Source organism: Leptolyngbya sp. CCNP1308 (assembly GCF_034932455.1).
Lineage (GTDB): Bacteria > Cyanobacteriota > Cyanobacteriia > Phormidesmidales > Phormidesmidaceae > Nodosilinea.
The window spans coordinates 71791-87658 of the sequence record NZ_JAYGIH010000073.1 but is presented as its reverse complement, the minus strand read 5'-3'; the positions used below and the strand labels follow the sequence as shown (position 1 = coordinate 87658).

The 15868-nt window shown below is 58.5% G+C and carries 15 protein-coding genes; 9 read left to right on the top strand and 6 right to left on the bottom strand.

What is annotated here, in order from left to right:
* Nucleotides 1-23: 23 nt before the first annotated feature.
* Entirely contained in the window at nt 24-2288 is a 2265-nt protein-coding gene (gene psaA, locus VB780_RS17105) for a photosystem I core protein PsaA (RefSeq protein WP_323352385.1), read from the bottom strand.
* Nucleotides 2289-2910: 622 nt separating this feature from the next.
* Here psaA and VB780_RS17100 point away from each other — a divergent pair.
* From VB780_RS17100 to VB780_RS17090, 3 genes are read left to right on the top strand one after another with little or no spacing between them, the layout of a single operon-like run.
* Nucleotides 2911-3363 (top strand): NUDIX hydrolase, encoded by a 453-nt coding sequence (locus tag VB780_RS17100; RefSeq protein ID WP_323352384.1) that lies wholly within the window; start codon nt 2911-2913, stop codon nt 3361-3363.
* Between the two features lie 21 nt (nt 3364-3384).
* On the top strand, nt 3385-4143 hold the full coding sequence (locus tag VB780_RS17095) for a SprT family zinc-dependent metalloprotease (RefSeq protein ID WP_323352383.1): 759 nt from the start codon (nt 3385-3387) through the stop codon (nt 4141-4143).
* A gap of 3 nt (nt 4144-4146) precedes the next feature.
* Nucleotides 4147-5220 carry a tocopherol cyclase family protein gene (locus VB780_RS17090; protein WP_323352382.1) on the top strand — a complete coding sequence of 358 codons (1074 nt, stop codon included), beginning with the start codon at nt 4147-4149 and terminating at the stop codon, nt 5218-5220.
* A 46-nt stretch (nt 5221-5266) separates the two neighbouring features.
* On the opposite strand, the gene VB780_RS17085 is transcribed toward VB780_RS17090, so the two are convergent.
* Nucleotides 5267-5932, bottom strand: a complete 666-nt coding sequence (locus VB780_RS17085; protein WP_323352381.1) for an SDR family oxidoreductase — start codon at nt 5930-5932, stop codon at nt 5267-5269.
* Between the two features lie 150 nt (nt 5933-6082).
* On the opposite strand from VB780_RS17085, the gene mtnA reads away from it, so the two are divergent.
* The 3 genes from mtnA (at nt 6083) to VB780_RS17070 (ending at nt 8761) form a co-directional block, all read left to right on the top strand.
* Nucleotides 6083-7135, top strand: a complete 1053-nt coding sequence (gene mtnA / locus VB780_RS17080) for an S-methyl-5-thioribose-1-phosphate isomerase (RefSeq protein ID WP_323352380.1) — start codon at nt 6083-6085, stop codon at nt 7133-7135.
* 126 nt (nt 7136-7261) lie between these two features.
* Nucleotides 7262-7978, top strand: a complete 717-nt coding sequence (locus VB780_RS17075; protein WP_323352379.1) for a hypothetical protein — start codon at nt 7262-7264, stop codon at nt 7976-7978.
* A gap of 78 nt (nt 7979-8056) precedes the next feature.
* The gene (locus VB780_RS17070; protein WP_323352378.1) at nt 8057-8761 is read left to right on the top strand and encodes a molybdenum cofactor guanylyltransferase; all 705 of its coding nucleotides are present in this window, start codon (nt 8057-8059) and stop codon (nt 8759-8761) included.
* Nucleotides 8762-8777: 16 nt separating this feature from the next.
* On the opposite strand, the gene VB780_RS17065 is transcribed toward VB780_RS17070, so the two are convergent.
* Nucleotides 8778-10235: a hypothetical protein gene (locus VB780_RS17065; RefSeq protein ID WP_323352377.1), complete on the bottom strand. Its 1458-nt coding sequence runs from the start codon at nt 10233-10235 to the stop codon at nt 8778-8780.
* A 667-nt stretch (nt 10236-10902) separates the two neighbouring features.
* On the opposite strand from VB780_RS17065, the gene VB780_RS17060 reads away from it, so the two are divergent.
* The 3 genes from VB780_RS17060 to VB780_RS17050 all read left to right on the top strand — a co-directional run bounded on the left by VB780_RS17060 (nt 10903) and on the right by VB780_RS17050 (nt 13514).
* A complete protein-coding gene (locus VB780_RS17060; RefSeq protein ID WP_323352376.1) occupies nt 10903-11745 on the top strand; it encodes a PEP-CTERM sorting domain-containing protein in 843 nt (280 codons plus the stop codon).
* 191 nt (nt 11746-11936) lie between these two features.
* On the top strand, nt 11937-12671 hold the full coding sequence (locus VB780_RS17055; RefSeq protein ID WP_323352375.1) for a rhomboid family intramembrane serine protease: 735 nt from the start codon (nt 11937-11939) through the stop codon (nt 12669-12671).
* Nucleotides 12672-12947: 276 nt separating this feature from the next.
* Entirely contained in the window at nt 12948-13514 is a 567-nt protein-coding gene (locus VB780_RS17050) for a pentapeptide repeat-containing protein (protein WP_323352374.1), read from the top strand.
* A gap of 12 nt (nt 13515-13526) precedes the next feature.
* Here VB780_RS17050 and murQ read toward each other — a convergent pair whose 3' ends face one another.
* From murQ to VB780_RS17035, 3 genes are read right to left on the bottom strand one after another with little or no spacing between them, the layout of a single operon-like run.
* A complete protein-coding gene (gene murQ / locus VB780_RS17045) occupies nt 13527-14471 on the bottom strand; it encodes an N-acetylmuramic acid 6-phosphate etherase (RefSeq protein WP_323352373.1) in 945 nt (314 codons plus the stop codon).
* 52 nt (nt 14472-14523) lie between these two features.
* Nucleotides 14524-15432 carry a DUF4870 domain-containing protein gene (locus VB780_RS17040; RefSeq protein WP_323352372.1) on the bottom strand — a complete coding sequence of 303 codons (909 nt, stop codon included), beginning with the start codon at nt 15430-15432 and terminating at the stop codon, nt 14524-14526.
* A 12-nt stretch (nt 15433-15444) separates the two neighbouring features.
* Nucleotides 15445-15846, bottom strand: a complete 402-nt coding sequence (locus tag VB780_RS17035) for a DUF3110 domain-containing protein (RefSeq protein ID WP_323352371.1) — start codon at nt 15844-15846, stop codon at nt 15445-15447.
* Between the last annotated feature and the right edge of the window lie 22 nt (nt 15847-15868).

The following is a 15868-nucleotide window of genomic DNA, read 5'->3' as shown; positions in this document are numbered from 1 at the left end:
CAGGAGATTCCATGACGAGAAACCTAGCTCACCGCGATAATTCGAGCCAGGAAGAAGGCCCAGGTAGTGGCAATACCCCCAAGGAGGTAGTGGGCCACACCCACCGCCCGACCCTGAGTGATGCTCAGAGCGCGAGGCTGAATAGCAGGAGACAACTTCAGCTTGCTGTGAGCCCAGACGATGGACTCAATCAGCTCTTGCCAGTAGCCACGGCCACTGAACAGGAACATCAGGCTAAAGGCCCAAACAAAGTGAGCACCCAAGAACAGCAAACCGTAGGCCGATAGGGCCGAACCGTAGGAGCCGATTACCTGAGAGGCTTGCGCCCACAGGAAGTCGCGCAGCCAGCCGTTGATGGTGATCGCACTTTGGGCAAAGTTGCCGCCGGTGATGTGACTCACCGTGCCATCGGGGCTCACCGTACCCCAAATGTCGGACTGCATCTTCCAGCTGAAGTGGAAAATCACAATCGAGATCGAGTTGTACATCCAGAACAGGCCCAGGAACACGTGATCCCAAGCGGAGACCTGACAGGTGCCGCCCCGACCGGGACCGTCGCAGGGGAACCGGAAGCCCAGGTCACCTTTATCGGGTACGAGTCGAGAGCTACGGGCGTACAGCACGCCTTTGAGCAGAATCAGCGCGGTCACGTGGATGGTGAAGGCGTGGATGTGGTGCACCATGAAGTCGGCGGTGCCGAGGGTCATGGGCATCATCGCTACCTTGCCAGCCACGGCAACGACATCGCCGCCAAACACGGGGCTGACGCTGGCCATGGCGTTCGGAGCGGTAGCTCCGGCTGCGGCGCTGTGGAAGCCTTGCACCCACTGGGCAAAGACCGGTTGCAGCTTAATGGCGGTGTCAGAGAACATGTCCTGGGGACGGCCCAGGGCACGCATGGTGTCGTTGTGGATGTACAGACCAAAGCTATGGAAGCCGAGGAAAATACAGACCCAGTTGAGGTGGGAAATAATGGCATCGCGGGAGCGCAGCATGCGGTCGAGGGCGTTGTCCATATTCACCGCCGGATCGTAGTCACGCACCATAAAGATGGCGGCGTGGGCACCGGCCCCCACAATCAAGAAGCCGCCAATCCACATGTGGTGGGTAAACAGCGACAGCTGGGTGGGGTAATCCGTCGCGATGTACGGATAGGGAGGCATGGCGTACATGTGCTGCGCCACGATGATGGTGAGGGAACCGAGGATGGCCAGGTTAACCGCCAGCTGGGCATGCCAGGAGGAGGTCAGGTTCTCGTACAGGCCATCGTGGCCCTTGCCACCAAAGAGCAGAGGGTCGCCCTTGTGGCCTTCCAGAATCTCCTTCATGCTGTGGCCAATGCCCCAGTTGGTGCGGTACATGTGGCCCGCAACAATAAAGAGCACGGCTAGCGCCAGGTGGTGGTGGGCCGTGTCAGACAGCCAAAGGCCACCGGTCACGGGATTCAGACCGCCCTTAAAGGTGAGGAAGTCGGCGTACACACCCCAGTTCAGGGTGAAGAAAGGCTTTAGACCCTCAGCAAAGCTGGGGTACAGGTCAGCCATCAGACTCTTATTGAGGATGAACTGGTGGGGCAGGGGAATATCCTGCGGGGCCACACCGGCATCCAGCATTTTGTTAATGGGAAGCGCCACGTGGATTTGGTGACCGGCCCAGCTGAGGCAGCCCAGACCGAGCAGACCCGCCAGGTGGTGGTTCATCATCGATTCCACATTTTGGAACCACTCCAGCTTGGGAGCGGCCTTGTGGTAGTGGAACCAGCCGGCAAACAGCATCAGGGCTGCCATGACCAGCGCCCCAATGGCGGTGACGTAGAGCTGGAAGCCATTGGTGATGCCAGCGGCCCGCCAGTACTGGAACAGGCCAGAGGTGATTTGAATACCCTGGAAACCGCCACCCACATCGGCGTTGAGGATCTCTTGACCGAAGATCGGCCAAACGACCTGGGCGCTGGGCTTGATGCCCGTGGGGTTGGTCATCCAGGCTTCGAAGTTGGAAAACTTAGCGCCATGGAAGTACATGCCGCTGAGCCAGATAAAGACGACGGCTAGGTGACCGAAGTGCGCGCTAAAGATTTTGCGCGAAATGTCTTCTAAATCACTGGTATGACTATCGAAATCGTGAGCGTCGGCGTGAAGGTTCCAAATCCAAGTGGTGGTTTTGGGGCCCTTAGCTAAGGTGCGATCGAAGTGACCCGGCTTACCCCACTTCTCGAAGGAAGTAGGTACTGGATCTCTGTCGACGATGACCTTGGCTTTCGCCTCCCGCTCGCGCGGGGTAGTTGTCATGGAGACTCTCCTCTCTCTAGACAAAAGCAAATGGAGTTATCAATCGCCTTGGGTAGAACTGTACTCAAGTGAGCCATGGCCCACAGGCACAACCGATACTTAGGCGGTGATTGCTCTTGAGCATTATAGTCTCGTGATTTGACGCTTTTTGACCGAGGTTTACAATAATTCAATCTGCGGAAGCCCTTGATCCATGAGGCTTCTGGAATTGCTCTGATCACAAAATTAATCGCATAAGCGGGGTTCTATTAACAAAACTAAATAAACAACCGAGAAAATCTCTTCAAATTAGCGATCGCGCCCTCTCTTTGTTAACTAATGTAAATTATTGCTGTCCAATGCTTGATCTTTAGCGAGTTGTAGGGGCTTTGGGGTTTCCGAAATCCTCAGTACTGGCGATGTAGCTGGTGATATGACCAACCAGGAGGCATCCCGATGACCAGCAATATTTATTTTGGCAACAATAATATTAAGTACGGCGTTACATCTGACGCCTCAGCCTGCTACGAAGGGCGAGGATCCGGTCGGTAAAGAATAAAGATAAAGCGGGAGTAGGCGAGGGTGCCCTCTATACCCTCTATATCTATTCGGAATCTATTCGGAGTAATCAACAGGGTGAGTAATGCTCAGTATGTCTGCCAAGCCTGAGGTGGCGATCGCCATCCTCTACCAAAACAATCGCTTCCTGCTCCAGCTTCGCGACGACATCCCCACCATTGCCTGGCCTGGCCACTGGGCCTTCTTTGGTGGCCACCTCGAACCCGGCGAAGACCCCGACACAGCGGTCTACCGAGAGCTGGAAGAAGAAATTGGCTACACCGCGCCCCAGCTAGTGCTGTTTGAGCGAGTAGAAGATGAAACCGTAGTGCGCCACGTCTACCACGGGCCGCTGACGGTGCCGGTGAAGCAGCTGGTGCTAACCGAAGGGTTAGACCTGGGGCTGTGGAGCGTAGACGACATTCGCCGGGGCAAGCGATTTTCACCTCGCGCCAATGGGGAGCGGCCCCTGGGGCCACCGCACCAGCAAATTTTGCTGTCTTTTCTGGGGCACCGTAGGATAGAACAGGCTATTTAACATAGTGTGTCTCTTTCGCCCATGGCTGACTCGTCTGAACAGCTGGAGCTTTTTTCGCCCGAGACGGCGGCGCTGCCCGACTACTGCATTCGGGAGAGCGATCGCGCCCGCCACGTCTCGATCAAAGTGCACCTCAACGGTCAGGTAGAAGTCGTGGTGCCCGTTGGGTTCGACCAGCGCCAGGTGCCGGAGCTGCTGCATCGGCGGCGCGACTGGCTGTGGCGATCGCGTCAGCGTCTGGCCCACCAAACCGCTGGGTTAACGGACGACCACTTTGACGAGAAACCGGGGCAGATTGAGGTGCGATCGCGCCATCAAACCTGGCAGGTTAACTATCAACCCGCCACTACCCGCACCCTGGCCATGACCCAGAACGCCCCCCAAACCCTCTTGCTGCGCGGCGCTGTGGACAATAGTGCCGCCTGCGCCGATCTGTTACGTCAGTGGCTCAGCCGCAAGGCCCGCGCCGAGTTTGCCCCCTGGCTGCGCGAGCTAAGTTTCGTCGTCAACCTGCCCTTTCGCCGCATTTCTATCCGGGGCCAAAAGACCCGCTGGGCCAGCTGCTCTAGCAACAAAGACATCAGCCTCAATTACAAGCTGCTGTTTTTGCCCCCAGAGCTAGTGCACTACGTCTTTGTCCACGAGCTGTGCCACACCGTGCACATGAATCATTCCGCCGCCTTTTGGCAGCTGGTGGAAGAAAAGCAGCCAGGGCACCAGCGGTTTCGGGACGAGATCCGCGATGGCTGGCAGTACGTTCCTCGCTGGGTCGAGGACTAACCCATGCCCCTCCACCCCCTCCAAACTCCCCACAGCGGCTACCACTGGGATGGCAAAGACCATCGGTTTTTCGAAGGCTGGTACTTTCGCCTCACGCTGCCGGAGACTCGGCAAACCTTTGCCTTTATGTACTCCATCGAAGATCCGGTGGGCGGACAGCCCCACAGCGGCGGCACAGCGCAAATCTTAGGGCCAAAGGATGGCTATTTTTGCCGCACCTTTCCCGACCCACAAAAATTTTGGGCCTGGCCCGAGGGGCTAGGGTTAGGCCACTGGCGGGGAGACTCGCCTGCCAAGCCGCGCTTGCTATCCGGTACAGAATTTAAAGAGCACATCACCGAGGGTTACCAGGTCACCGCCACCTGGCACCAGGGCTATTTAAACGATCCTGTCCTCGGCCCCGTGGCCTGGGAGTACCACACCGAACCGATCTACGGCTGGGCCAGTACTGGCCAACCTCAACAATCTACCGCCGGGCTGCTTTCTAGCCTGCAAATCTTTGAGCCGGGTTGGCAGATTCTTATGGCCCACGGTCATTCAACTGGATGGATTGAGTGGCAGGGTGAGCGGTATGAGTTCGCTAATGCCCCGGCCTACAGTGAGAAAAACTGGGGGCGATCGTTTCCACAGAAATGGTTTTGGCTCAACTGCAACGCCTTTGAGGGGGTGCCCGACCTCGCCCTCACCGCCGGGGGCGGTCGCCGCCAAGTGCTCGCCTGGATGGAGTCAGTAGCAATGGTGGGGGTTCACCACGGCGGCAAATTTTACGAGTTTGTGCCCTGGAATGCCCGCGTTACCTGGCACATCACCCCCTGGGGCTATTGGCACATGCGATGCGATCGCCTTGATTACGTGGTCGAAGTGACTGGAACCACCAATCTCCCCGGCATCCCACTGCGGGCACCAACCCATAACGGTATGGCCTTCTGCTGTCGCGACACCGCCCTAGGCGACCTCAGCCTCAAACTCTGGCAGCGGCGGGGCAGCGCGTTAGATCTAGTCGTCGCCGCCACCAGCACCCAAGCCGGGCTAGAAGTCGGCGGCGGCCCTTGGGATGAGCCCTGGGTCAAAGAGTGATGGCGCTGAAATATAGATCTCGACCTAGAGCGAGAAAGATTTCTAGCTACCAGGGCAATACTTCTCCATTCGAGTGCCAGAAGGTGCCGGAGTTCTCCAGCGTCAGCGCGTCGATGCGAGCCAGCAGCCCTGTGACCGATGCTTCTGGGGTGATGCCGCTCTTGGTAAACCCCGTCATGCGGGTCTGCACCAGTCCTGGGTGCAAAATTGCCACGGCAACGCCCCCGGGCTTGAGGTCGTGGGCCAGCGATTTACCGGCCATCGACAGCGCCACCTTCGACAGGCGATAGCCGTAGGAGCCGCCAGAAGTATTGTCGGCGATCGACCCCATGCGGCTGGTCATAATGGCCACCTTTGAACCGGCGCTTAGATTGGGCAGCAGCGCCGCTGTCAGCCGCAGGGGGGCGATCGCATTCACCTCAAACTGCCGCCGAATGCTGTCGAAATCTAGCTCATTCAGCGTGACGCGCTCTGCAATGCCAGCGTTGTTGATCAGCACATCGATCGCGGTGCCGTTGAGCCGCTGGGCCAACTCGGCGACGGCAGCCTCATCGGTGAGGTCAATGCCCGTTTCGAGTGGCACCCCCAGGGCTGTTAACTCATCTGAGGGCTGGCGGCAGACGGCAAGGACGCGATCGCCCCGCTGCTGAAGCTGCCGACAATATTCGTAGCCGATGCCGCGATTTGCGCCAGTGATTAAATACGTAGCCATGGAGTTAAGTCCGAAGTAGGAAATTGGGGCCAATGTCCGTGGATGCAAGCGAGGGTTGGGCTGGGCCGCATTGACAGAGGCTGAGAAACCTCCATACTAAATGTCATTGGATGAGCGGCTGCCCCCTATTATTTCTGCGAAACCGTGATCATGGCCCCTAGCGATACCCACGTTTACCCGGTAGTCTGGCAAGACGACCACCTGGTATTGATTGACCAGCGGCAACTGCCGGAGCGCTATAACGTTGTCAGCATTCGCCGCTGCGACGATGTGGTGCGATCGCTCCGTTCCGGCATTGTCCAGGGCGGTTCGGCCATGGGGCTCGCGGCTGCCTACGGCTTGTACTTGGGGGCCACCGAAATTCACACCGATGACCCCACGGCGTTTTGGGAACGGCTGGAGGCGATCGGCGACCAGTTTAAGCAGACCCGGCCCGACAAGGCTCACCTCCAGTGGGCGGTGGATAGAATGCTGGCGGTGGCCCACCACTCCAGCGATGCCATTGAGGTGGTCAGGGGTCAGCTCTTGGCCCAGGCCCAGGCAATGCAGGTCGAGGATTTTAGCCTGTGCCACGCCATTGGCGACCACGGCATTAAAGTACTGCCCGACTCTCCCGCAAAGCTGACCCTGCTGACCCATTGCAACCACGGGGCGCTGGCGACTTCGGGCTACGGTACCTCGCTGGGCATTATGCGATCGCTCTGGAAAGCGGGTCGCCTAGAGCGCGTCTACACTGCCGAAACCCGCCCCACCTTCCAGGGCTCGCGCCTCACCGCCTGGGAGTGTGTGCAGGAGGGCATCCCCGTGACGGTGGTGACCGACAGCATGGCCGCCCACTGTATGCAACGGGGGCTAATCCACGGGGTGCTGGCCGGGGCCGATCGCATTGCCGCCAACGGCGATACCATCAGCAAAATTGGCACCTATAGCCTGGCCCTGGTGGCCAAAGCCCACAGCATTCCCTTTGTGGTGGCCGCCCCGGTCTCGACTATCGACTTCAAGGTCGCCAGTGGAGAAGGAATGGCGATCGCAGAACATCCCCCCGAAGAGATCTATCGCCTGGGCGATCGCGTCACTTCACCCAACGGCGCAGAATTTTACAACCCCGCCTCAGACATTACCCCGGCTAGTTTAATCACCGCGATCGTCACCGAAACAGGAGCCTTTGCCCCCCATCAACTGGAGAGAGTCAGCCAGATCTAGCCTGGGCTAGCAGTAGCCTCGACAGTTGACTTTTCAAGAACTTTTCTGGATTAAAAGCCAAACATTGAATCATCATTATGATTAAGGGCATCGTTGCCCCCTGCCCTGTTTTCGTCATCCCTAGCCATGCCCACCCTGCGCCCCTCAGCCAATGTGTCTCGGTACTTGCTGACGGTTGTTGCCATTACCGCTACCGTACTGGCGACACGGTTTCTCATCACCTGGGCGGCAGAGGCGTTTTTGCACCCCATTCCCATTCTGGGCGGCTGGCTCAAAAGCCTTGAAATTGTTGAGCTAAGCGTCATTGTATTGTTTGCTTTTTTGGGGTTTGGGCTAGGCGCAGCCTCTCGTCACTTGGCCACCAAAACCTCCATAGCGATTAAGTCAATTGCCCTGATCGTAGCGCTGCCGCTGGTGTTTTTTAGCAGCTATTGGCTGCGGCATCACCTGTGGCTGAGCCAGCTCACCGCCGAGTCAGACCTATCTCGCCAAGAAATTACTGCTCTAGCCAACCAGGCTCTCTCCAGCGAAGGCGGCAGCCAGGGCTTTTGGGGCTATTACACCACCACGACCCGCATGCCCATTCTGCCTGCCACCGTGTCTGAGTTGCAGCGCATGGTCGAAGATCAAAAGTGGTTTCGCTCTGAGCTCACCCGCTTCAGCGGCATTGAACCGGGCGTTTTTTCGATGATTTTTGACGGGGCCGGGTGGGGCATTCGGCTGTTCTATATGGTGTTAGCTTTTCTCACTGGCGTCATCTATTTCTTTAAGGGGCTGGCATGGGCCGATGCCGCCCGGCTGCGCCAGGTAGCCCAGGGCACCGTGGCCCAGAGCAAGGCATGACGGTGCTGACAGTGCGAATCGGGGCACACCGCCCGCCCCAAACGGGTCGAAATTGATGAATAGGCGCTGGGCACTGAGATGACAGCCCTTGCTGCGGTAATTCTGGCCGGGGGGCGCAGTTCGCGCATGGGTCACGACAAAGCCCTGCTTTCTGTCGGGGCAGAAATGCTGATTCAGCGCACTTGCCGGGTCGCCCTGGCCTGCACTGATATCGTGTACGTCATTACCCCCTGGCCCGATCGCTATCGTCCCCATGTACCTGATGAGGTCATGTTTATCGCAGAGCCTTGCCTTCCCGGACAGTCGGGAACGTTTCAGGGGCCAATGCTCGCGCTGATCACGGCCCTGAGCATTTTGCTGGCCAGGTCGGAAAAGGCACCCGACTGGGTACTGGCGCTGGCCTGCGATATGCCCAATCTTTCGGCGGCGGTGCTGGGCACCTGGCGGGATGAATTGCCCTCCCTGGCCCCCCACTATCTGGCCTACCTACCCACACGTCAGCAGCGATGGGAACCCCTGTGCGGGTTTTACCGGATCGCCGCGCTAGCGTCCCTGGAGCAGTACGCGAATACCGGCGAGCGGAGAGGGCCATCGCTTCAGGGCTGGCTAAATCAGCAGGCGATTCCGGGACAGATATCCGTTTCGAGTCGGTTCCCATTTCTGGGATGCCGCAGTCTTTACGCTTCGCGAATTGCCCCCATCCCCCAGGTCAATGAAGCCATGCTCACCAACGTCAACACCCCTGAGGATCTAGCGGAGTGGCAGAACACGAGAGGTTCCTAATATTGCCCGCTTGACCCTACTCTCCCACAGGGGACGAAGCGTCAGAGGGTTCTGCCTCACCCTCACCCTCAGCCCGACCGTCGTTCTCGCCAGGCGGCTCCACCTGGGGCCAGGGAATCCGGCTGTCAGCGGCTAGCAGGCGGGCTACTTCCCGCGCCCCGTAGCGATTGATGTGGCTGGGGTCAGCAAATAGGTGCGACTGCCATCGCCAGGTTTCCAGCCAATCCACCAGGGTAAAGGCACCTTGGTTGGCCCAGGTCTGCAAAAACCGCTGAAACTGCAGCTCGTAGCCCGTCCGCGCCCCGTCCAGGTAGTCGTTGCTGAGGGGCAAATTCACAAATACCAGGGGAATACCTTGGCTGTCTAAAAACTGGGTCATTGCCGCCAATGACAAGGTCTGTACCCCCTCCAGGCGAAAGGCGCGGTAGGCATCGTCGTACTGGCCCCGCACCCTTGGAAAGCTGCGGTAGTACACCGTCGGGTTGAACTGGTCGTTGACTGCTAAAAAACCCTGGGAGTTGATGGCGGTCAACGGTACTCTCCCGTATTCTGCCGCCGCCACTGGAGCCGCCAAAACAGAGTCCTGGGGATCTTTAGTAGCCTCCTCAGAGGACTCCTCTCCCGCAGTGGTGGTTTCACTGGCTGCTGTAGACGGCCCCTCCGGCTCGGCGGCATCTGCGGGGGAAGTTGCCGCAAAATCGGGGGCCGACTGCTCTTGTAACGTTAGTCTTGCGCCTGACTGCACGGCGGCGTAGCCCGGAGAGGCCAAAATTTCGGCAAAGGTGCGGTCAAACCTACCGCTGTTAAAAGCGCGGGAGCCCTCTGCCCAGACAATCAGGCGGGGGTGCAGGTCGGGGGCCAGCAGCTGCCGAGTGAGAAAGCTCACCACCTGGGCTGTGGCGCCGTTAACGCTGAAGTTGTACACCCGCAGGCCGGGGTAGCCCGCCACTGCCAGCGCCTGCTGAAGCACCTGGGGGTCAATGCCTTGCAGCGATCGCGAACTGCCCACAATCAGCACATCGGGCGGGCCTTGAGCCGCAACGTAGGCGCGGTAGAGGCTGACCTGCTCATCTAGCACATCGCTGCCCAGCGCCGGAAAAGCGCGGGGCAGCCCCTGCTGGTCGGCTTTTTGGAAAGCGACAGCCAAATTTTGCCGATATTCGCGGGTCTTGCGCTGGCTAAAGACATAGCGGGGGTCATCGGTGGGGATGGCTTGCAGCAGGGTCAGCGATCGCCCCCAGGCCCCGGCTACCTGCTGCCACTGGGCTGCTGTCGCCGCTGTCGCCGCTAGCTGGCTAGCCCGGTTGGCCTCACCAATAGCCTCATACCAAGGGTCAGCAGGCACCGCTGCTGCCGCTTCGCCGTTGCCGGTCGGCATGCCGTGAGGGCCAGGGGAGTTGATACAGCAGGAGAGCAGCGCACCCAACGACAGCGGCACCACCAGCCCAGCGCGAGAAGTGAAGAATTTAGTCATGGCTATTCGAGGGCACAGTGGCGGGTTGTAGGTCAAGGACATCGTGCTGCGCCCTAGTCCCCAACTCCAGTGTAGAAAATTGCGTCGCCGAGCAGGGACTATCCCCCTTAGGGATTTCAGCTCTATTTTTTGCCCCAGAGCCCGTAGCGGGAGTAAATTTTCCGCCCTTCCTCAGTCTAACCACCTATGCCAGCCTCCAGCGATCGCGCCTGAAAGCCCCACGAGCACCCTCATCTTGGTCGCTATCTCAGCAGTGCCCATAGCGGTTCTCGATTGAGTAAGGTACACAATTGCTAAGTTCTAGATCCCCCAGTTCTCGGCTGTCTAAGTTTCACTCTGTACCCCTCTTTCGAAGGGGGCAGGGGGAATCTTCGCAACGTACTTCACCCGAGTGAACCCGCGGTAAAGAAACCAAGTTTGTTCTGCTGCCCGAAGGACGCTAATGAGCTGCTTTTCAGGTCGATTACCTAGGGCTTTAGCGGACTGTTCAGAGTATTTACTTGGAGATTACTGTTCAGAGTATTTACCTGGAGAGTCACGAGAAATCTCTGGCGAAGTAGCTTGCCTTCACAACAGTTTCACAGCTACTTCCGTGGAACCGCAGAGGGTTTCTAACGCTTGAATGAGCAGAATAAAGGAGCACCTCAGTCTACTCGGAGACACCCCTATGCACCTCAATCGACTCTGCACCCTTGGCGCGTTAGCCGCCACTGTGGCGCTGGCCGGTTTTGCTCAGCCAGCGCAAGCCATTTCCTTTACCCTAGGCGACGCTGCTGCCACCCAATCTTCGATGAAAGGCATCACCGGGTTTAACGGTGAAACCAACCAAGGAGCCTATTCAACCTATGCCTGGAGCGAAGGCTTCAATACCGTCAATTTCAATAGCGGCAACTTTGCCGTGGTGGATTCTCAGAACCAGACCGTTGGCGACGCAGGCATTAACTACTCTTATACGGGCAGTACCACTAATAACGCTAGAGTCCTTCAGGATCAGTGGGCTCCCACCTATGAAACTACTCAAGATAATAAATCTAACTACCTAACCGCTTTCTCGGGCACCAATGTTCAAATTGATCTAGACACGACCCATAACTACTTCGGTATTAACTGGGGTTCTGCCCACGACGGCAACGTATTTTCGTTTTACAACGGCGACTCCCTGGTTCAAAAATTCGTGTATTACAACGACGGTCGCACCTTCGCCGCCGATGAAAAAACGACTAACGTAGCGTCTGCCCTCAAGGAATATGGCACCAAAGGCAATGGCGGCGAGTACAACGCCTACTTCAATTTCTTCGCCGACTCCAGCGATGACATTTTCAATAAAATTGTGATCTCTCAGCTCGGTGGCGGTGGGTTTGAAACCGATAATCACACCTTTAGAGCCGGTACTAAAGGCTTTACGGAATCTACCGAGTCTGTGCCAGAACCCGCTATGGCCCTCAGTCTGTTAGTGGTGGGCGGGGCCATGGTCGCTAAGCGCCGCTCTAGCAGCGCTCAAGTTGGCTAAATGGTTTGTTTAGGGGTTGCTAGGGCTTAAGACAGTGCCCTAGGTGGCAGACTTCTAGACGCGTTGAATCTTACTTTCCGCAAGCAGGTGGCCTAGGTCACCTGCTTTTTAGTTATCAACCCTCCAGACGATTTTCATTTTTTAAGCACTCTGCGATAGTGGGTTTGAACTCAGCGTCAACGAGGTAACTAGTGGTACCCCTAAAAGACTACAACCCGGGTCTGCGCACCCCCTACATCACCTACGGGCTGATTGTGCTGAATATAGCCCTCTTCATCTACGAACTCAGCCTTCCCTCCTCCGGGCTAACCAGCTTTTTCCACGCCTGGGCGGTGGTGCCCGAAGAATTTTCGACCAGCCTGACCACGGGCGTATCAGCCGTCAATGCCGAGGAATGGTTGACCTTGGTTACCGGTCAGTTTCTCCACGGCGGTTTTTTGCACCTGGCGGGCAACATGCTCTACCTGTGGATCTTTGGCAACAACGTCGAAGACCAGATGGGGCACGGGCGGTTTCTGCTGTTTTATCTGCTGTGCGGGGTGCTGGCTAACCTGGCGCAGTGGTTCTTTGCTATGGGTTCAGAGATTCCTTCGCTGGGGGCCAGCGGTGCGATCGCAGGCGTTATGGGAGCCTATATCTTTCGCTTCCCGGAGGTGCGGATTCTGACCCTGGTACCCCTAGGCCCGTTCCCGCTACCGCTGAGAATTCCGGCGCTGTTTTACCTGGGCATTTGGTTTGTGCAGCAAGCTTTTTACGGCTTTGCCAGCCTCGAAGCCCCCACTATGATCGGCATGGAAAGCGGCGGCATCGCCTACTGGGCCCACGCTGGCGGCTTTGCCATTGGAGCCTTGCTGGGGCCGCTGTTTGGCCTGTTTAGCCAGCCTGACGCCCTAGAGGCCAGCACTGAGGCACCGAGCGCAGATTAGGCGTTTAGAATGCAGGCGGCGTATTCAAAGCCAGCGCCAGACCAGGAACCCAGAGCCTCTCTGCATTTTCACTACCTACCAAATAGGGCAGTAGCTTAGGGGTGGCATCGCCAGTTCCTAGGCCTTGCAGTGCGGATGAGGGCTTGTTACATTAGTTTACAAAGATGTAACAATGAGAAACGTTCTGCGGTCTTTAGTCCCTAGGCGGGTTCAAAGCCACCTTGTTCTGACCAACGGAACCGGTTCAAGTAGTGTCTGATGGGTGACAACAGTCCTATGGATTCCCAAGCCATCACTATCACCATGGCCCAGGTGTTAGACCTGTATGCCTCTGGCCGCCGAGACTTTAGTCACCTCGACTTCCACGAAGCGTGGATGCCTGGGCTGGAGTTGCCCGGCATCAACCTCAGCCAGGCCAATCTGGCATCGATCAACCTGCATGAGGCCATGCTGGCTGGGGCCAAGCTGAGCGGCTGCAATCTGTGGCGCGCCAATTTAGAAGATGCCAATTTGGAAGGAGCTGACCTAGCTCGCACGGTGATGATTCGGGCTGAGCTCAGCCGCGCCAACCTGACAGGGGCCAATCTACGCTGTAGTGATTTGCGTCTGGCGACCCTGCACCACGGATTGCTCATCAAAGCCGACCTGCGCAACGCAAACCTCAGCTATACCGACTTGCGGGGCAGCGACTTGACTGGCGCTGACCTGCGCGGGGCAGACCTGACGGGCGCTAACCTGCGGGGCACTACCCTCTCTCTCGCCTGTCTCGAAGGCACCCGCCTCGATCGCGTTTGGATGGATGAAGCTGAACCCCCTCACCCCGAACTATTCTCTAAGGTCTAGGCCGCTCTCCACCTATCCGCTTACCCTAGCCTCCAAAGCCTGGCGCAACTTTCCCTGGTGCTGGGCCAGACGATCTCTTGCCGCCTCAGCATTCAGGTGGCCCAGGTGCATTATTAAGGCTAGTTTTACCTGTTGGTTGCTGCGATCGAGCAGGTCACTGGCGGCCTGGCGATCGAGGTCAGTGAGGTCGCAGAGAATGCGCAGAGCGCGATCGCGCAGTTTGGTGTTGGTCACCGCCACATCGACCATGCGGTTGCCGTAGACCTTGCCCAGTTGCACCATCGTCCCGGTCGAGAGAATGTTGAGAGCCATTTTGGTGGCCGTGCCCGCCTTCAGCCGGGTCGAGCCCGCCAGCAGCTCTGGCCCGACTAACAGGCGAATATCGATGGCGGCCTCGGTGGGCACCTGGTCGGCGGGCACACAGGCCATAAACACTGTGGTGGCCCCGCGCCGGTTCGCAGCAGCGATCGCCCCCTGGACGTAAGGCGTCGTGCCCCCAGCGGTGATGCCCACCACCACATCGTGGGCCTGCACGTTGCGATCGGCGATCGCCGCCGCCCCGTCTTCAGCAACATCCTCCAGCCCCTCAGAGCTTTTCACCAGCGCCCCTGCCCCCCCGGCAATGATGCCCTGAACTAGATCGGGCGGGGTACAAAACGTGGGCGGGCACTCCGCCGCGTCGAGCACGCCGAGGCGACCGCTGGTGCCCGCGCCCACATAGAACAGCCGCCCCCCCTGCCGCAGTGCCTCGGTAGCTGTGTCGATCGCCGCCGCCAGCCCCTGCCGTGCCCCAGCAATGGCAGCCAGGGTGAGCTGATCTTCTTGATTAAACAGATCGACCAGTTCTAGGGCGCTGAGGCGATCGAGCTGGGCGCTGCGGGGGTTGGCTTGCTCGGTCAGCAGGTGGCCGCGATCGGCGGGGTCAGCAGGGTTGGCGAGGGGAGAATTGGCGGTCACGGGCGGCATCCAGAAGGCATAAACACTGCCGCTAATGTAAGGGATGGCGCGTCTAGCGCACAAACCGAATCGCGATCGCATAGCGAACCGGCTTGCCCTCTGCGGCTTGGGTTGTCGCCACAATACAGCTGACGATTTCAATCAGGGCCAGGGGCACCACCAGCAAAAAACCCACCAAAATAAACATCAGCGCAATGGTTACTAGCCAGGCAATGAACATCGTCAGCTGAAAATTCAGCGCTGCCTTGGCCTGACGTTGTACAAAGGCAGCCTCGGGGTCAGATTCCGATTCCGCTCCCGATCCTTTAATTAAAAGCAGCGCCAGGGGAGCCACCATCCGCCAGGGCAGCAAAAACGAACTGCCCCAAAATAGCGGCCAGCCCCCTAACCACTGGCTCCCCAAGGCCAGATAGCTCATCAGCGGCACTAGATGAGTCAGCACCACTAGGGTTGTATTGGGTCGAGCGGCCCGATCGCCTGCTGTAGCGGCGTGCATTGACGGTGAAGCACCATCGGCCGGCGAGGGAATCGATGCTGCCGCCGATTCGACTGGAGGCTGCGCCGCGGGGTCAGCGGGCTCGTCGGCCAGGGCAGTGGGTGTCGCGCCAATCGCAGCATCTCCTGCCGCCCCTTCAGCCGGGGTATCGGTTGAGGTAGACCGGCCCTGGAGGCTAAAGCGCTCTTGCCAGTCATCCGTATCGCTGCCGATGCGTCGCCCGGCTACCCACACCCCATCGATGGGGCAAGTTAACTCCAGCCGCAGCAGCCCCCGGCGAATGTGAGGCACGACCAGGCTTGGGGCGATCGCCGTATCGGCCTCTAAATCGAGATAGAGCATTGTGCCCCGCCACTGCCCCCGGGCGACAACCCCTGGTGCCAGCGTTGGGGTGAGTAACTGGGCGATCGCGCGGGCATCGCCCTGGCGGGCATGGGCAACTAGGTTTGAGATCGGCGTCGTCATCGCACCGTAACCCTAGAGCAATTTCTCAAGCTGCTGGCGCATGCGGTCAAGCTCAGCCTGGGAGATGCCATGCTCGTCGGTGGCCGAAGCGCTGTTCGCGGGGGGGGCAATGGGGTTGGGGTCGTCGGGGTTCCAGGTGATTTGCTCCAGGGTTTGATCGGGGGGAACCGCCAGCGTGCCTTCGGGGACCAGACGGTAGCCATACCCAGCCGATTCGCAAAATTCTACGATTTCGGCCTGGTCAAAGCCCTCTACAGTGGCCTCCGGAAAATCTTGGGCCTCTAACATCAGGGCGTAGCGGATGGCGTCGTCCTCATGTTCAAACATCAAAATCAGATTTTGCCCGTTCATGGTTTCGGCATGAATGCCCTCATTCTCGGTGCGGGCATTGAACAACAGCACGTACACCACCATGGCCCTATCTCGCTAACAGCAT